We start from the raw sequence: 16,614 nt of genomic DNA, 5'->3' as shown, positions 1-16,614 counted from the left end.
TTTTTCTGCTTGGTTTTCTTTCAATGTCTGTACGGCGCTTGAAAGCGGGTGGGTTGGAGGGCTAGCTTCCAGGCATCCGTCCTCCACCGCTCTGGAGTGAGTCCGCCATGAGACGCACCCGCCCCACACGCCTCGCGACCATCGCCGCGCTGGCCGTCCTCGCCCCGCTGACGCCCCTGCTCCTCGCGGAACCCGCCACGGCAGCTCCCGCACCCCTCACCATCGAGAACCCCGGCTTCGAGGAGGGAACCGACGGCTGGACCCTCACATCCGGCGCCGGAGTGGCCTCGAACAAGCCTCACGGTGGCTCGAAGCTGGCTTACCTCGACGCGGGACACGGAAAGCAGGTCTCGCAGAAGATCAAGGTGCCCGGTGACGGGACGTACGACTTCTCCGCCTGGATCGCCACCGGTGGCACCGCCGGAACGTTCTTCGCACGCGTCAACGGCAGCACAGCCGCCTCGGTGGTCCTGCCCGAGCGGCCCACCTACGCCCGCTACACCCTCAGCCGGATCTCCCTGAAGCGCGGCGACGAGCTGGAGCTCGCCTTCGGGTCGGGCAACGGATGGATCAACGCCGACGACCTCATGGTCTCGCCCTCCGCACCTGTCGACCCCGTGGTCTCGTCCTCCGATCCAGAGATCGTCGAGATGTTCAACTGGGCGAAGCGCAAGGCCAACAGCTGGGTACAGCAGCCCGGCACGAACGGGCCGCTCAACGTCGACGAGAACAACAGCGCCGGAACCGGTACGGGCACCTACGGCCCCTCCTACTGGGCGGGCTACGCCCATCGCAGCGGCTACTACTCACGCGACATGGCCCACCAGCTCAGCGGCGCCTCGGTCCTCGGCCTGCACGACGCGAACAAGGCCATGCTCAGCGCGTTCGCCGCGTCCGCGACCGAGGAACACGGCTACTACCCGGCCTGGTCCTTCAATTTCGACAACAAGACCAAGCTGTCCATCGACTATCACAGCCCCACGTCCTTCGTCCGCGAAGTGCCGGCCACCTTCGAACTGGTCGAAAAGGCGAACGAGGCGTACCGGTGGAGCGGCGACAGCGCATACGTCGACGACGACATCCTCTGGGACTTCTACCGCCACGCGACGAAGGAGTTCATCGAACTCCACGACGGCGGCAGGCCCAACGGCGTCGCGGAGGGCACGGGCAAGGGCATATTCGCCGGAGCTGCCAGCTACAACGAAGCCGGCGACGAACCGCTCGCCGAAGCGGGCGACGCCATCGGCGCCCAGTACCAGGCGTTCCGGGCGATGTCCGCGCTGGCCCGGAGCAAGGGTGACGGCAGCCTGGCCGAGGAGTTCCGGAAGAAGGCCGACAAGCTCAAGTCGTACTTCAACTCCACCTGGAGCGGCACTGGTTCCGGGGAATCCATGATCCGCGCCTACACCACGGACGGGGAGCCGGTCACGGGCTGGGGCAAGGAGAACAGCTGGTTCATGCCGATGAAGCAGATCATGGAACCGGGTGCGCGCACCGACGCCTACCTCGACTACATCGACCAACAGGCGAGCGGCGAGGGGAAGCCCGACAACATCGAGGCGATCTCCTACCTCCCCGACACCTTCTTCGCCTACGAGCACAGCGACACCGCGTGGAAGTGGATGCGGTACGTCTACGACAAGCGCAACGACCAACACCCCGTCAGCAAGCAGGGTCCCAACGGCGACTATCCCGAGGTCTCCTACACGCTGCTCGGTCAGACCGTCGAGGGGCTCATGGGCGTCGAACCCGACGCCCCGTCCAAGTCCCTCAGCACCCGCTCCCGCATGCCGTCCGGCATGAACTGGCTGCAGATCAAGGACATCAAGGTCGGCGGCAACACGTTCACCCTGCGCCACGACAGGGCGAGCAGGTCGACCCTGACGAACGACACCGGCTCGGACAGTTACACGTGGGAGGCCCAGTTCCCGGGCAAACACCCCGTGATCAAGATCGACGGCAAGAAGCGGGCTGCCCATACCAAGAGGGTGAACGGAAAGACCTACAGCTATGTCAGGGTCTCCGTGGCCCCGAACCAGAGCGTCAGCGCCGAAGTCGCGTAGTGAACCCGCCTCGTCCGTCGGCCACCACCGGGGTGGCCGACAGGTCCCCGGCCACGGAACAGGCCCGGGAAGAGACCGAGCTCGACGCACGCGGGAGTGTACGCACGCGTGGCGCGCCCGATGCAGCGGGAAACACGCGTGAATGCCATGGAGCCGGGTGACTTCTCCGGGGCAGCGAGGCCGCCGCTCATGAGCCGGCCCGCTGTCTCCCACCACATCCGCAAGCTGGAGCGGTCCACGGTCGTACTCTCCGGCAGCGCCCGGAGAAGAACCGCGCACCGCCGTGCAACAAGGGAGAAACGTGACCGACCGCCTCTCCGGAACACCCGTCGTAGTGCACTTGCGCTCAGCGGGATGCTCCTTTCTGCTTGAATGCCCAGCCGAGCAGCTGCCGATCGTCCGTCACTGGGGTGCCGATCTGGGTGCGCTCGACGCGGCCTCGGCACGTTCGACGTGCCTGGCCGGGGCGGCCCAGGGCCGCCTGCCCGGAGAGCTGGACGCCGGGCCGGCCGCCCTGATCCCCGAGCCGTGGACCGGCTGGATGGGCCGCCCCGGGCTGCTGGGCTCCCGTCAGGGACGCAACTGGTCCCCGCGCTTCGCCGTCACCACCGTCCGAGTCGACGGCGTCGAAGCGGCCGGGTACACCGAGGCCGGCGCGACAACCGTGGAGATCACCGCCTTCGACGCCGAGAGCCTCATCCGGCTCGTCCTCGTCGTCGAGATGCTGGAATCCGGTCTGGTCCGGATGCGCGGACGCGTCATCAACGAGGGTGAGGAGTACGAACTCTCGGAACTCTCCCTCTACCTGCCGGTTCCGGCACACGCGGTCGAGCTGCTCGACTTCTCCGGCCGGTGGGGCATGGAACGTCAGGTCCAGCGCCAACCGTTCGGCATCGGAACCCATGCGAGGGAGAACCGCCGGGGCCGCACCGGTCTGGACTCCGCATACGTCCTCCACGCCACCGAGCGCGGCAGCGACTTCGCACACGGTGAGACCTGGGGCGTCCATGTGGCGTGGAGCGGCAACCACCGCCATGTCGCCGAGCACGACAGCACCGGCATCCGGCTCCTCGGCGGCGGCGAGCTCTTCCTGCCGGGCGAGATGCGGCTCGCAGGCGGCGAGGAGTATCTGGGTCCGTGGATCTACGCGGCGTACGGAGACGGCCTCGACCGCGTGGCACACCGCTTCCACGACTACCTGCGCAGCCGCCCGCATCACGTCTCACCGCGCCGGCCCGTCACGCTCAACACCTGGGAAGCCGTCTACTTCGAGCACGACCAGAAGCGGCTCGTCGAACTCGTCCGGCTGGCGGGCGAGATCGGCATCGAACGGTTCGTCCTCGACGACGGCTGGTTCGGCGGGCGCCGCAACTCACGTGCGGGACTCGGCGACTGGACCGTGTCCGCGGATGTGTGGCCGCACGGACTGCACCCGCTGGTGGACGCCGTCCACCAGCACGGGATGGAGTTCGGCATCTGGATGGAACCGGAGATGGTCAATCCGGACTCCGACCTGGCCCGTGCCCACCCGGAGTGGATCATGGCGGCGCGCCGGGAACTCCCCGTCGAGCAGCGCACCCAGCACGTCCTGAACCTCTCCATCCCCGAGTGCTACGACGCGGTGCTCGAACAGATCCTGGCGATCCTGGCGGAGTATCCCGTCGCCTTCGTCAAATGGGACCACAACCGCGACCACGTCGAGGCGGGTGTACAACCCCGCGCGGGAGTCCCCGGCGAGCACGCTCAGACCTCGGCCCTCTACCGGATGCTCCACGAGATCAAGGCAGCCCATCCCGCCCTGGAGATCGAGAGCTGTGCCGCCGGCGGCGGCCGGATCGACCTCGGCATCCTCGAACTGACCGATCGGGTCTGGGTATCGGACGTGAGCGACCCGTTGGAGCGGCAGCGGCTCATGCGCTGGACCGGTCAGCTGCTGCCTCCGGAACTGCTCGGCTCCCACATCGCCTCACCGCACTCGCACACGACGAGCCGGCACCACGATCTCTCCTTCCGCGGCGCCACCGCGTTCTTCGGACACCTCGGCGTCGAGTGGGACCTCGGGGACACGACGCCCGAGGAGCGCGCGGTGCTCGCCCGGTGGATCGCACTCCACCGGAAGCACCGTGACCTGCTCCACACCGGGACCGTGTGGCGCGGCCCGGACCCGGCCCACGGCATCTGGAGTCACGGGGTGGTGGCCAAGGACCGGACACAAGCCCTGTACGAGATCGTGTCACTCACCTGGTGCACGACCGGCGCTCCGCCTCACGCACGCCTCAGCGGTCTTGATCCCCAGCGCCGCTACCGCGTGCGACCGTTGGTCGTCGGTACGCCGCCCGGCGGCTTCTCGCCCCCGGCATGGTGGTCCGAGGAGGGCATCGAGGTACCTGGTGCCGCGCTGACACACATCGGGCTTCAGGTTCCGGTCATGCACCCCGAGCACTCCGTTGTCATCCACGTCGAACAGGTCGGGTGAACGGGGCACCCCGCATGACACACGCGAAGGTCGGCGCCGCACGGCGGCGTCGACCGGGAGCGGGGAGCGACGCGGCACACGTCCATCGGGCCTGCGGTCGGGAGGAAGGCGGCCGGCGGCGGTGTCGCCGGGTCAGCCCGACCGTGGTGGCTTCTGCGCGTCGAAGGCGAAGAGGGAGTTCTTGGCCGCGGCCACGACCACCGCACGCCCCACGACAGTCACCCGCGGGCTTGCGCCCTGCTCGCCCGTCAGACCATCGGCCTGCGGATCCGTCGTCCACAGGGGTTCGCCGTCCTGCGGCGACAGGGCGACCACCCGGCCGGTGGCCGAGCTGAAGTACAGCGCTCCGCCTCCCGACACCGGACCGGACGCGCCTTCCACGTCCGTCTGCCGCGACCACTTCTTCCGGCCGGTCGCGGGGTCGAGCGCCGTGACGAGACCGGTCTGCCCGCTCAGGTAGACGATGCCGCCTGCCATGCCGGGCGTCCCCGCGTAGGTCTGTGACAGCCGGGAGTACGTGACCTTCCGCGAAGCCGGGTCGAACCGCGCCACCCCGTCGTAGCCGACCGTCGCCGTTCCCTCCATGTGTTCCTGGAGGAGTACGAGTTCGTCGTCGGCGACACCCATGGGTACGGCGGGCCCCTTGACCGCGATGGGTTCGCCCAGTGTTCCCGAGGCGCGGTCGAGCGTGTGCAGGGCGGGGTGGCGCACCGCCAGGTCATCGACCTCGGTGGCCGTCGCGCACATCGCGAAGAGCTGTGCGCCCACCGGAACCGGGGCGCACTGCGTGCCCGCGGGGAACGGCGTCGTCCAGGCCACCTTGCCGCTGTGCGCGTCCCGGGCCTCGAACCGGGAGTTGGAGGCGTCGACCGTCACGACGGTGGAGCCGATCACCACGGCGTCCTGACTCCGGCCCGTGACAGCCTGCGACTGAGCGCCGGACGGCACGGACCACAGCTCCCGGCCGTTGTCCGCGTCGATGGCCACCACCTCTTCGGCGGGGCCCTGCGGGTGGTCCTGGGAGGCGAAGCGGTAACCGAGCACCGTGTCGTCGGTCGCGCCCACGAGGTGCATGCCCTGGACGGGGACGCCCGGACTCTTCACCGTCCACACCCGCGAGCCGTCCGAGGCCCTGATACGGGCCGCCACGACGCCGCCGCCCCCGCAGAACAGCGCGTCGCCGCGCGCGACGCAGCGCAGCTCGTCGGGGATGTCCTCGCGACCGCCCAGCACGGTCTTGTGCCACGGTTCGAAACCGGCCGGAAGTACGCCGCTCGGCGCCGCGACGCTGTTGCCCTTGCCGGCGCCGCTGTTCCCCCCGAAGCCTTCGGCCGTCACCGCGGCGACCCCGCCGCCGATCGCTGCCACCGCGACCGCGGCCGCGGCCACGGGACGCCACCGGCGGCGCAGACGGCGGCCGATGGAGGTGGCGGTGTTCCCGGTACCGGGGCCGGCCGGGGCGGTGTCCGGGGCGATCGGCGACAGGGTGTCCCGCGTCGCGAGGTGATGCTGGGTGATCATGTCGCGGGTGCGGCCCGCGCCGGCTCCGACCCCGCCCGTATCGGTCCCGCCGAGGTCGACCGGCAGGTCCCGCAGCAGTACGAGGAGTTCGTCCGCCGAGGGGCGCCCCTCGGGATCCTTCAACAGGCACGGCTCGACGACCGCGCGCAGAGCCCTCGGCACGGCGTCCAGCGCCGGCTCCTCGTGCACCACCTGATACGCCGTCATGTACGGGCTGTCCGCGTCGAAGGGCCCTTGCCCCGTCGCCGCGTACACCAGCAGGGTCCCCAGCGAGAAGACATCGGAGCGCGGCCCCACACCACGCGGCGCCTGCAACTGCTCCGGTGACATGAAGGGCGGCGTACCGATGACCCGCCCTGTCATCGTCAGCGTCTGCTGGTCCACCGCGCGCGAAATGCCGAAGTCGATGACGCGCGGGCCCTCGGGCGAGAGCACGACGTTCGAGGGTTTCAGGTCACGGTGGACGACCCCCACGCGGTGGATGTCGCGCAGCGCCTCCGTCAGACCGATGGCGAGCGTCCGCAGTTCCGCGCCGGTCAACGGGCCCTCGGCGGCGATGCGCTGGGCGAGCGTGAGCCCCTCGATGTAGGCCGTCGCCATCCACGGCTGATCGGCCTCCGGGGCGGCGTCGATCACAGCGGCGGTGAACGCGCCGCTCACCCGCCTCGCCGCCGCCACCTCCTGCCGGAAACGGATGCGGAACTCGTCGTCCGCCGCGAACTGCTGGTGGATCAGTTTGATCGCGACAGGTCGCCCCGAACTCATCCGGCCCAGGAAGACCGTGCCCATGCCGCCCGAGCCGAGCCGCGCCTCAAGCAGATAGCCGCCGATCTCGGCTGGATCACCTCCGCGCAGCGACACTCTTCCCGACCTCTCGTCCCCCGTGCTCCTCTGCCGGCGCGGGTCCTGCGTACCTATCCTGCCCCACAAACTAACCTCCGGGTGATACGGGAGAGCAAGGCGGGTGGTGAACAGGGCCCGCCCCGTCCACTCCGCCCAGCGCTGCTCCCCTGTCGCCCCGCACCCGGACCGGACCTGGACTCTTTCCAGGTCCGGTCCGCCGTGAGGACGACGGCTCAGCCGCAGGACGGGGCGTCAGCGTCAGCGTCAGCCGGGGTGGACGGAAGGGAGTGCGGGGAGGTCGCCCGCCAGCAGGGATCGTTCGACGTGGTCCAGGGCGTGGCGGACCGCGCCCAGGGCGACTGCCTCGTCACCGAGTTCGGAGGTGGCGACGCGGGGCGGGAAGAGGCAGTGGTCCGACAGGTAGCCGCGGACGGGGCCGGCGAGGAGTTCACCCGTGCGGGACAGGCCGCCTCCGATGACCACGATGTCGGGGTCGATGGCGAGGACCATCGCCGCGAGACCGGCGGCGAGTTCGCGGGCGAAGGCATCGACGAGTTCCGCGGCGGCCCGGTCGCCGTCGCGTGCCGCTTCGAACACGCGCTGCGCGGCCTCGGCCGGACGCTCCTCACCCGCGGCCGGGTCGTCGTAGGGGGCGAAGCGCTCGAAGGAGTGCAGCCAGTTCAGGTACGCGAGGTGGCCGATCTCGCCCGCGGCTCCGTGGCTGCCCCTCCGGGGTCTGCCGTCCAGGAGCAGTCCGGTGCTGAGCCGTCGCCCCGCGTGCAGGAGCACCACGTCGTCCGCGTCGCGGGCGGCGCCGCGCCAGCGCTCCCCCAGCGCGCCGAGCCGCATGTCGTTCTCGACCAGGACGGGGCAGGAGAGCCAGCGTCCGACCGCGCTCCGCAGATCGAGTCCTGTCCACTCGGGCAGTACGTGCGAGAGTGCGACGCGGCCCTCGTCGTCGACCACCCCGGTGGTGCCGATGCCCGCCGCGGTCAGCCGCTGTCTGCTGCTCCCGGCCGCGCTCAGGCAGCGGACGGCGTTGCGCCGGACGGCCGCGAGGCGCCCGGTCGCGCCTTCTTCCGGGCTCAGGGACGTGCGGCGTTCGGCGAGGACGGTACCGCGGAGGTCGGTCACGACAGCGAGCGTCTTGTGGGCGCCGATGTCGATCCCGAGAACGCGCCCGGCGTCCGCCCGGAAACGGTAGCGGCGGGCCGGCCGGCCCGCCGACCGCACGTCCTCCGGTTCCGGAAGTTGCTCCTGGGCCCACGAGCCGGCCACCAGGTCGGCGACGATGCTCTCGGTGGGCGGCCGGGTGATGCCGACGCGCCGCGCGAGTTCGGCCACGGTGAGGGGCCGGTCCGCCTGCATCAGCTCGCGCAGCGCCGCCGCCGCGTTCATTCTGCGCAACAACGAGGGATCGCCGCTGGTCCGCGTCATGGGCTTGTCTCTCTCCACTTCATGATCCTTCCTCAACTGCCTGCGAGGACCGGACCATTGACCTGGTCATCACGATGCTGCTACACCTTCCTCGGGCGGAATTAAATTAGCAAGTTTCTTATCCCCTGGTGTACTTGAGGAGCCCTTATGCCCAGAACGACTTCAGCCAGGCGCACGGTCGTCCTGTGTGCCGCGCTGGCCCTCCTGACCGCCGGCTGTACGGCGGGCGGCGGTGCGGGGCAGGCGTCCGACGGCTCGAAGACCATGACGTTCCTGACCTTCGAGACACCCAACCTCGACGCCGCCTACTGGGACGCCGCCATCGCGCGGGCCTCCAAGGCCGTTCCCGGTGTGAAGATCAAGAAGCTGGTGGCCCCCAGCGCCGACCGGAACACCTACGTCAAGCAGCTCGCCGCGTCCGGACAGCTGCCGGACATCATGATCTCCGTCAGCCCGGACGGCCTCGCGCAGTCGGGCAAGCTCGCCGCATGGCCCGCCGCCACGCTCGACGACTACGTGTCGCCGCAGTCCAATCCCATCGGCGGCAAGATCTACCAACTGCCCTACAACACCCAGCCCACGCCCCTCGTCTACTACAACAAGACGCTCTTCCGCGCGGCGGGCATCACCGCGGCGCCCACCACGTACAAGGACTTCCTGGCCGACTGCGCCGCGTTGAAGAAGAAGGGCGTCAACCCGCTCGTCGTCGGGGGCGGCGGCAAGGACACCTGGGCCGACGGCTTCCCCCTGATCGCCGCGGTCGGCACCGACGTCTACGCCAAGGACCCCCACTGGCTCGCCGAACGCCGCGCGGGCAAGCGGAAGTTCACGGACGCCACCTTCACCTCCGCACTGAACAAGGTGAAGAAGCTGGCCGGGAGCGGATACATCGACCGGTCCGGCCTGTCCCGGGACTACGCGTCGACCGAGCAGGCGTTCCGCGACGGCAAGGGCGCCATGTACCCGATGGGCTCCTGGTTCGCCGCCTCCGCGGACAGCAAGAAGCCCCCCTTCGACGTGGGAGTCTTCGCCTGGCCCGGCGACAACGGCGCCGACACCGTCCCCGCGTACACCGGCGGTGGCATCAGCGTCAGTTCCTCGGCCCCCGATGTGAAGCTCGCCCAGAAATGGTCCGCCGCCTTCATGCTGGACAAGCAGAACCTGGACGCCTCGGTCAGGTCCGACGGCTCACTCATCGCGGTCAAGGGATACACCCCGCCGACCACCATGGGCCCCGTGTACAAGGCCACGGTCAAGATCTACCAGGACGCCGCGCGGCGCGGCTCCGTCGTCAATGCCTTCTCCGTCGAGACCGGGGACACCGGTCTGGTGCCGGGCCTCTCGGACAAGTTGTGGGCCGGCACCGCCGAGTTGATCGCCGGACGCACGAGCGCCGGCGCACTCGCCCGACGCCTGGACGGCGAATGGGCGAAGGACGCCGGATGAGCGCCACGGACACCGCCCTGCCCGCGAGCGCGACCGCGCGCACCCGGCCCCGCGGAACGCTGCTGCCGCGACTCGGGACCTTCTCCCTGTTCGCACTGCCGGGCATCGCCCTCTACCTGGCGTTCGTGCTCGTCCCCGTCGTCATGAGTTTCGTCTCCAGCCTCACCGACGAGAACGCGATGCACCCCGTGACCCACTTCGTCGGGCTGTCCAACTACCGGCAGCTGCTGAGCGATCCGTCGTTCCACCGCTCCTTGGGCAACACCGCCCTGCTCACCGCCGCCGTGGTCGTCGTGCCCAACGCCGTGGGCCTGGGGGTCGCCCTGCTGCTCGACCGCGGCAGCCGTCTCTACCGCATGCTGCGTACGGTCTTCTTCACCCCGGTCGTCCTCAGCTCCGTCGTCGTCAGCGTCATCTGGCAGGCGCTGCTCACCGACGACGGAATCATCAACAAGGTGCTGCGGTCCCTCGGCGCGGAGCACCCGCCCGGCTGGCTGTCCGACCCCTCGCTCGCGCTGGGCACGGTCACCTTCATCATGTGCTGGCAGATGCTCGGCTTCTGCGTCGTCGTCCACCTGGCCGGGCTGCAAGGGGTTCCGGCCGAGCTCATGGAGGCGGCGGAGCTCGACGGCGCGGGCCCCGTACGGCGGTTCCGGCACATCACCTGGCCCATGCTCGCCCCCTCGGTGACCATCAACACGGTCATGCTGCTGATCACGGCCTTCAAGACCTACGACCAGGTGCAGGTCCTCACCAACGGCGGTCCCGGCGACGGAACCACCGCGACCGTCGCCTTCACCGTGATCACCACCGCCTTCACCGACAACAGAACCGGATACTCGGCCGCCATGTCCCTCACCATGCTGGTACTCATCGCCGTCGTCTCCGTCGTCGTCCTGCGGGTGCTGCAACGCCGGGAGGTGACCCTGTGACCGCCGTACTCGACCACGTCGCGCACCGGAAGCGCGCCGCCACCGGCGGACCGTCGGTGCACACCTGGCTGCGACCGCTCGTCGCCGTCCTCGTCACCGCCCTGTTCTTCCTGCCGCTGTATCTGGTCCTGGCCAACGTCTTCAAGCCGGGCGATGCCATCAACGCCTCCCCCGCGTCGCTGCCGATCCCCGCTTCCCTGGACAACCTCACCACCGTACTGACCCGCCCGGACCGCCTCTTCTGGTACGGACTGATCAACAGCACCGAGATCACGGCGATTTCGGTGATCGTCCTCACGGTCGTCTCCGCGATGCTCGGCCACTACCTGGCCCGCACACCCGGCCCGCTGTCCAAGATCGTCATGGTGGGGCTGCTCTGCGGCCTGATGGTGCCGCCCGCCGTCATCATGACGCCGATCACCGAAGTACTGCGCACCCTGGGGCTGATGGGCACCGTGCCCGGCGTCGTCGTCATCAACGCCGGCTACTACGTCCCCTTCGGCGTCTTCGTCTTCACCGGCTTCATCAAGACCGTGCCCATCGAGCTGGAGGAAGCCGCCGCCCTGGACGGCGCGAGCCGTCTTCGCATCTTCTGGCAGGTCGTCTTCCCGCTGCTGCGACCCGCCGCCGCGAGCGTGCTCATCTTCCTCGGGACGTGGATCTGGAACGACTTCCTCTCCCCGCTGATCATTCTCGGCCCGGCCTCCGGCACCACCGTCACCGTCGGGGTCTACCGCGCGATCGGCGAGCACCAGTCCGACTACGGCGCCGTGTTCGCCTTCATGTTCCTCGCCTCCATACCGATCCTCTGCTTCTACCTGGCCTTCCAGAAGCACTTCGTCAAGGGCCTCACCGGGGGAGCCACCAAGGGATGACCACCATGCCCGAAGCTCTGCGCTTCACTTCCGCCACCACCCGCACCCAGCGCCTGGACCGGCCGCTCACCATCGCCGTGGCCGGCGCGGGCGGCCGGGGCGCCGGATACGCCGATCTCCTCGCGGCCGACCCCGGCCGGGTTCGGATCACCGCCGTGGCCGAGCCCGACCCGCACCGCCGCGCCCGCTTCGCCGAACGGCACGGGCTGGACGCCGACCACGTCCACGACACCTGGGAGGACCTCGCCGCCCGCCCGCGGCTGGCGGACGCCGTCATCATCGCCGTCCTCGACCACGAACACCTCGACGCCGCCCTCGCGTTCATCGCGCGCGGCTACGACATCCTGCTCGAAAAGCCCATGGCCGTCAGCGACGACGACTGCGTACGCATCGCGGACGAGGCCGAGCGGGCCGGGGTGCTGCTGGGCCTCTGCCACGTCATGCGCTACACCCGCTACACCCGGGCCCTCAAGGCGGAGTTGAGCGCCGGCGCCATCGGGGACCTGGTCTCCGTGCAGCATCTCGAACCCATCGGCTCCTACCACTTCGCGCACTCCTTCGTACGCGGCAACTGGCGGCGCGAGGACGAGACCGGGCCGCTGCTCCTGACCAAGTCCTGCCACGACATCGACTGGCTGGGCGACCTCGTCGGAGCCCCCGCCCGCCGGGTGTCCTCCTTCGGTTCGCTGAGCCACTTCACCGCGGCGAACCGGCCCGAGGGCGCCGCCGAGCGCTGTCTGGACTGCCCGGCGCACGTGGAGAACACCTGCCCCTTCTCCGCAGCGCGCCTGTACCGGGCCGGGCTGCGCGAAGGCGCGGGCCCCAAGCACTACTTCACCTCCACCATCACCCCGCGGATGACCGAGGAAGCCGTCACCGACGCGCTCGCCACCGGCCCGTACGGCCGCTGCGTCTACAGTTGCGACAACGACGTGAACGACCACCAGGTGGTGTCGATCGAGTACGAGGGCGGCGTCACGGTGGCCTTCACGCTCTCCGCGTTCACCCCCCAGGAGAACCGGCGCACCACGCTCTTCGGAACCCGGGGCCAGATCGTCGGCGACGGCAGGTTCATCGAGATCTACGACCACACCACCGAACGCCGCACGGTCATCGACACGTCCCTGGACGCCTCCAACAACACCGAGGGCCACGCCGGCGGTGACCGCGCACTCATCGACGCCTTCGTCGCGGCCCTCGCGGACGGAGATCCCGCCGCGCTGATGACCGGCGCCCGCACCGGGGTCGCCGGTCACCGGCTGGTCTTCGCGGCCGAGCGGGCCCGGCGTACCGGCACGGTCGTCACGCTCTGACCCACCGGCGGCCCGCCCGGCCCCGCTCACTCCTCGGTCGTCGCCGGGAGCTGCTTCCTGATGCTCTCCATCACGGTGTCGTCCGTCAGCGTCGTGACGTCGCCCAGCTCCCGTTCCTCGGCGACGTCCTTCAGCAGGCGGCGCATGATCTTCCCCGATCGTGTCTTCGGCAGTTCGGGGACCACCATGATCTGCCGGGGCCGGGCGATGGGACCGATCTCCCGGGTCACATGGGTCCGGAGCTGCTCCACGGTGCTGTGTGCCTCGCCTTCGCCCTCCGGCCTGTTGCGCAGGATCACGAACGCGACGATGCCCTGCCCGGTGGTCGGATCGGAGGCGCCGACCACCGCGGCTTCGGCCACGTCCGGGTGGGAGACCAGCGCGGATTCGACCTCGGTGGTGGAGATGCGGTGGCCGGAGACGTTCATGACGTCGTCGACCCGGCCGAGCAGCCAGATGTCGCCGTCCTCGTCCTTCTTCGCGCCGTCCCCCGCGAAGTAGACACCCGGGAACCGGGACCAGTAGGTGTCGCGGTAGCGCTGCTCGTCGCCCCAGATGGTCCGGAGCATTCCGGGCCACGGCTGGGTGAGGACCAGATAGCCGCCGGAGCCGTTGGGCACCGGCCGGCCGGTGTCGTCGACCACGTCCGCGGACACGCCCGGCAGCGGGCCCAGGGCGGAGCCGGGCTTGCAGGTGCTGACTCCGGGGAGCGGAGAGAGCATCTGCCCCCCTGTCTCGGTCTGCCACCAGGTGTCGACGACCGGACACCGGTCGCCGCCGATGGTGCGGCGGTACCACATCCACGCCTCGGGGTTGATGGGTTCGCCCACCGAGCCGAGCAGCCGCAGGCTCGACAGGTCGTGCCCGGCGGGGAACTGCTCGCCCCACTTCATGAACGTGCGGATCGCGGTGGGGGCGCAGTAGAGCACCGTCACGCCGTACCGCTCGACGATCTCCCACCAGCGGCCCCGGGTCGGGGTGTCCGGGGTCCCCTCGTACATCACCGAGGTGACGCCGTTGGCGAGCGGCCCGTAGACGATGTACGAGTGCCCGGTGACCCAGCCGATGTCCGCGGCCGTCCAGAACACGTCCTGCTCCGGCTTCATGTCGAAGACGGCCCAGTGGGTCCAGGCCACTTGGGTCAGATAGCCGCCGCTGGTGTGCAGGATGCCCTTCGGCTTGGCCGTCGTTCCCGAGGTGTACATGATGTACAGCGGATGCTCGGCGTCGAACGGCTGCGCCCGGTGCTCGGGCGACTGCCGGTCCACCAGGTCGTGCCACCACACGTCCCGTCCCTCGGTGAAGTCCACGTCCTGTCCGGTCCTGCGGACGACCAGGACGTTGCGGACGTCGGGGCAGCGGGAGACGGCGTCGTCGACAGCCGGTTTCAGGGCCGCGGCCGCGCCCTTGCGGTACCCGCCGTCGGCGGTGATCACGACGCGCGCGTCGCAGTCGAGGATGCGGTCCCGCAACGCGTCCGCGGAGAAGCCGCCGAAGACCACCGTGTGCGGAGCGCCGATGCGGGCGCAGGCGAGCATCGCGACGGCGGTCTCGGGGATCATCGGCATGTAGATCGCGACCCGGTCCCCGGCCCGGACGCCGAGTTCCTCCAGGGCGTTGGCCGCCCGGCACACGGCGTCCTTGAGGTCCGCGTAGGTGAGGGTGCGACGGTCTCCGGGCTCTCCCTCCCAGTGGAAGGCGGGCCTCGAACCGAGCCCGGCCTCGACGTGCCGGTCCACGCAGTTGTGGGCGACGTTGAGCCGGCCTCCGGTGAACCAGCGGGCGAAGGGCGGGTCGCTCCAGTCCAGCACCTGGGTCCACGGCTCGGCCCAGGTCAGCCGGTGCGCCTGGGCCTCCCAGAAGGCCAGCGGGTCGGCGCGCGCCGCGCGGACGTCGGCCGCGGTGACGTTCGCCTGCACCGCCAGGTCCTCGGGAGGCGGGAAACGCCGGTTCTCATGCATCAGGTTGGACAGCGTCTCGTCGCTCATCCGCACTCCTCGATGATCGTTCCGGGGGCCTTGTTCGCCGTGACGTTCCCGCCCTGTGCCGTACTTCCGGGGAAGTACGGCACAGGGCGGGAACGTCACGGACCGGTGGGGCGCCTCATCGGCGCAGGGAACCCACCGGGAGCAGCGTCTTCTTCCAGGTGTTGTTGGTGACGTAGGCGAACGAGGCGTACCAGGCGATCGCCGCGGTGACCAGCCCCGCCCATCCGCCTGCCTTGTCCATCGAGCTCGACTGCCCGAACGCGCCGATCGTCAGCAGGACGAAGGTGACGGTCAGGGCGACGAAGACACCGAGAACGGCCACGTTGACGCGCAGCGCGGCAAGCATCATGTACGCGGTGAAGATCGCCCAGGCCAGGAGGTACACGCCGAGCGCCTGGTAGGCGTGGGTCGGGGACAGGTGCGGCGCGATCCGTGTGATGAACCCGGCGAACGTGAGCCAGAAGGCGCCGTACGAGGCGAACGCGGTGGCCGCGAAGGTGTTGCCCCGCCGGAACTCCCACATACCGGCGAGCAGTTGCACGATCCCGCCGTAGAAGAAAGCGATGGGGAGGACGACCGCCTCGACGGAGACGTTGATCAGTCCTGCGTTGAACACGCTCAGGACGAATGTCGTCATGGCGAACGCGCCCAGGCCCAGGGCTCCCGGGTCGGCGATGTGCGGCGAGTCGGCCACGCGCGTGCCGGCCGCCGGTGTCGCACCGGGCGGAGACTGCGAACCGAGCTCTTCCTTGGTGGCTACCACGACTGCTCCCTCCAGCCGGTGCCGGCCGGTGAGGTCCCGCGGTGAACATGTGAGGCGCACGGGGGCGATCACGAGCGACGGCGGTCCGGCATCCTGCTGTGCGCATATGCGCATCAAGCACTTATACGGCATTTATCAGGCTACGCCTGAGGACCATGAGTGGCGCCTCGAACCGCCACCCGCCGTAAAGCGCATCGGAACAGCCGGGTCAGGCGGTTTCCGCGGCGTTCCCGGGGGCCGTCCCGGCCTCGGTTTCGGCTCGGAGCGTGGCGTCGGCCTGGTCCCTTCGCCGCTTGCCGACCACCGCGGCGCTCGCGAGCGCGCTGCCCGCGAAGGCCAGCGCCAGCATCCAGGGCCGGTCGAACCGGCGGCCGGTGGCGTGGTCGACGGAGTAGCGGCCCGCTCCCGCGAGTCCGATCGCGGCTGCGGTGAAGCCGAGGAACGCGGGGTACTCGTAGCCGCCCGACTGGGCGAAGAACCCGGCGGGCGCGTGCACGGCCACGGCCCCCGCCATCGTGCCCGCGACCGCGGCGCCCGCGGTGGGGGTGGCGAGCCCCAGGGCCAGCATGGCTCCGCCGCCCGCCTCACCCAGACCGGCGGCGACGGCGTTGCGGTGCCCCGGCAGGAATCCCATGTGCTCCATGCCCGCCGCGGTCCCCGACAGGCCGCCGCCGCCGAACCAGCCGAACAGCTTCTGCGACCCGTGCGCCACGAGCACGGCGCCGGTGCCGACCCGCAGGGCGAGCAGTCCCACGTCACGTCGGTTGATACAGGTCATCGCGGTCTCCAGGTGAACGGTTGGCGGTCGGGGCGCGGAGGCGTGCGATTCCACTCTTCGCCCCCGGCCCGCTCCGTCCGCACCGGGAGTGGTCCATCCGGGCGAAGGCGGTGACACGCGTCGCGTCACGGACCCGAGCGCGTCGGCGCACGCGGCCGTCGGTCGGACGGCCCGATGCT

At 70.0% G+C, this 16,614-nt stretch carries 11 protein-coding genes; 6 read left to right on the top strand and 5 right to left on the bottom strand.

Going from position 1 to position 16,614, the window contains the following annotated elements; all coding sequences use genetic code 11:
• Positions 1-107: 107 nt before the first annotated feature.
• Together OG709_RS32600 and OG709_RS32595 are read left to right on the top strand one after the other, a co-directional pair.
• Positions 108-2,063, top strand: a complete 1,956-nt coding sequence (locus tag OG709_RS32600; RefSeq protein ID WP_250303120.1) for a hypothetical protein — start codon at positions 108-110, stop codon at positions 2,061-2,063.
• A 301-nt stretch (positions 2,064-2,364) separates the two neighbouring features.
• Positions 2,365-4,539: an alpha-galactosidase gene (locus OG709_RS32595; RefSeq protein WP_329168700.1), complete on the top strand. Its 2,175-nt coding sequence runs from the start codon at positions 2,365-2,367 to the stop codon at positions 4,537-4,539.
• Positions 4,540-4,671: 132 nt separating this feature from the next.
• Here OG709_RS32595 and OG709_RS32590 read toward each other — a convergent pair whose 3' ends face one another.
• Together OG709_RS32590 and OG709_RS32585 are read right to left on the bottom strand one after the other, a co-directional pair.
• Entirely contained in the window at positions 4,672-6,921 is a 2,250-nt protein-coding gene (locus OG709_RS32590; RefSeq protein ID WP_329168699.1) for a serine/threonine-protein kinase, read from the bottom strand.
• A 246-nt stretch (positions 6,922-7,167) separates the two neighbouring features.
• Positions 7,168-8,358, bottom strand: coding sequence for an ROK family protein (locus tag OG709_RS32585; RefSeq protein WP_250303117.1), 1,191 nt, complete (start codon positions 8,356-8,358; stop codon positions 7,168-7,170).
• Between the two features lie 129 nt (positions 8,359-8,487).
• Between OG709_RS32585 and OG709_RS32580 the strand changes: the two genes are divergently transcribed.
• Genes OG709_RS32580 through OG709_RS32565 form a run of 4 tightly spaced genes read left to right on the top strand, consistent with a single transcriptional unit; the run spans position 8,488 to position 12,906 of the window.
• Positions 8,488-9,786 (top strand): ABC transporter substrate-binding protein, encoded by a 1,299-nt coding sequence (locus OG709_RS32580; RefSeq protein ID WP_329168697.1) that lies wholly within the window; start codon positions 8,488-8,490, stop codon positions 9,784-9,786.
• The gene (locus tag OG709_RS32575; RefSeq protein ID WP_250303115.1) at positions 9,783-10,718 is read left to right on the top strand and encodes a carbohydrate ABC transporter permease; all 936 of its coding nucleotides are present in this window, start codon (positions 9,783-9,785) and stop codon (positions 10,716-10,718) included. Before OG709_RS32580 ends, OG709_RS32575 begins: the two co-directional genes overlap by 4 nt.
• 56 nt (positions 10,719-10,774) lie before the next feature.
• On the top strand, positions 10,775-11,593 hold the full coding sequence (locus OG709_RS32570; protein WP_250303152.1) for a carbohydrate ABC transporter permease: 819 nt from the start codon (positions 10,775-10,777) through the stop codon (positions 11,591-11,593).
• Positions 11,590-12,906 carry a Gfo/Idh/MocA family oxidoreductase gene (locus OG709_RS32565; protein ID WP_266645683.1) on the top strand — a complete coding sequence of 439 codons (1,317 nt, stop codon included), beginning with the start codon at positions 11,590-11,592 and terminating at the stop codon, positions 12,904-12,906. Before OG709_RS32570 ends, OG709_RS32565 begins: the two co-directional genes overlap by 4 nt.
• A 26-nt stretch (positions 12,907-12,932) precedes the next feature.
• Here OG709_RS32565 and acs read toward each other — a convergent pair whose 3' ends face one another.
• From acs to OG709_RS32550, 3 genes are all read right to left on the bottom strand, one after another.
• Complete coding sequence (gene acs / locus OG709_RS32560) at positions 12,933-14,894, bottom strand: acetate--CoA ligase (RefSeq protein WP_329168695.1); 1,962 nt, start codon at positions 14,892-14,894, stop codon at positions 12,933-12,935.
• Between the two features lie 115 nt (positions 14,895-15,009).
• On the bottom strand, positions 15,010-15,657 hold the full coding sequence (locus OG709_RS32555) for an acetate uptake transporter (protein WP_250303112.1): 648 nt from the start codon (positions 15,655-15,657) through the stop codon (positions 15,010-15,012).
• Between the two features lie 208 nt (positions 15,658-15,865).
• Positions 15,866-16,435 (bottom strand): DoxX family protein, encoded by a 570-nt coding sequence (locus tag OG709_RS32550; protein ID WP_250303111.1) that lies wholly within the window; start codon positions 16,433-16,435, stop codon positions 15,866-15,868.
• Positions 16,436-16,614 lie beyond the last annotated feature (179 nt).

Source organism: Streptomyces sp. NBC_01267, assembly GCF_036241575.1.
GTDB lineage: Bacteria > Actinomycetota > Actinomycetes > Streptomycetales > Streptomycetaceae > Streptomyces.
Note: the sequence above shows the minus strand (reverse complement) of the source record. Positions and strands in the feature narration are given on the sequence as shown.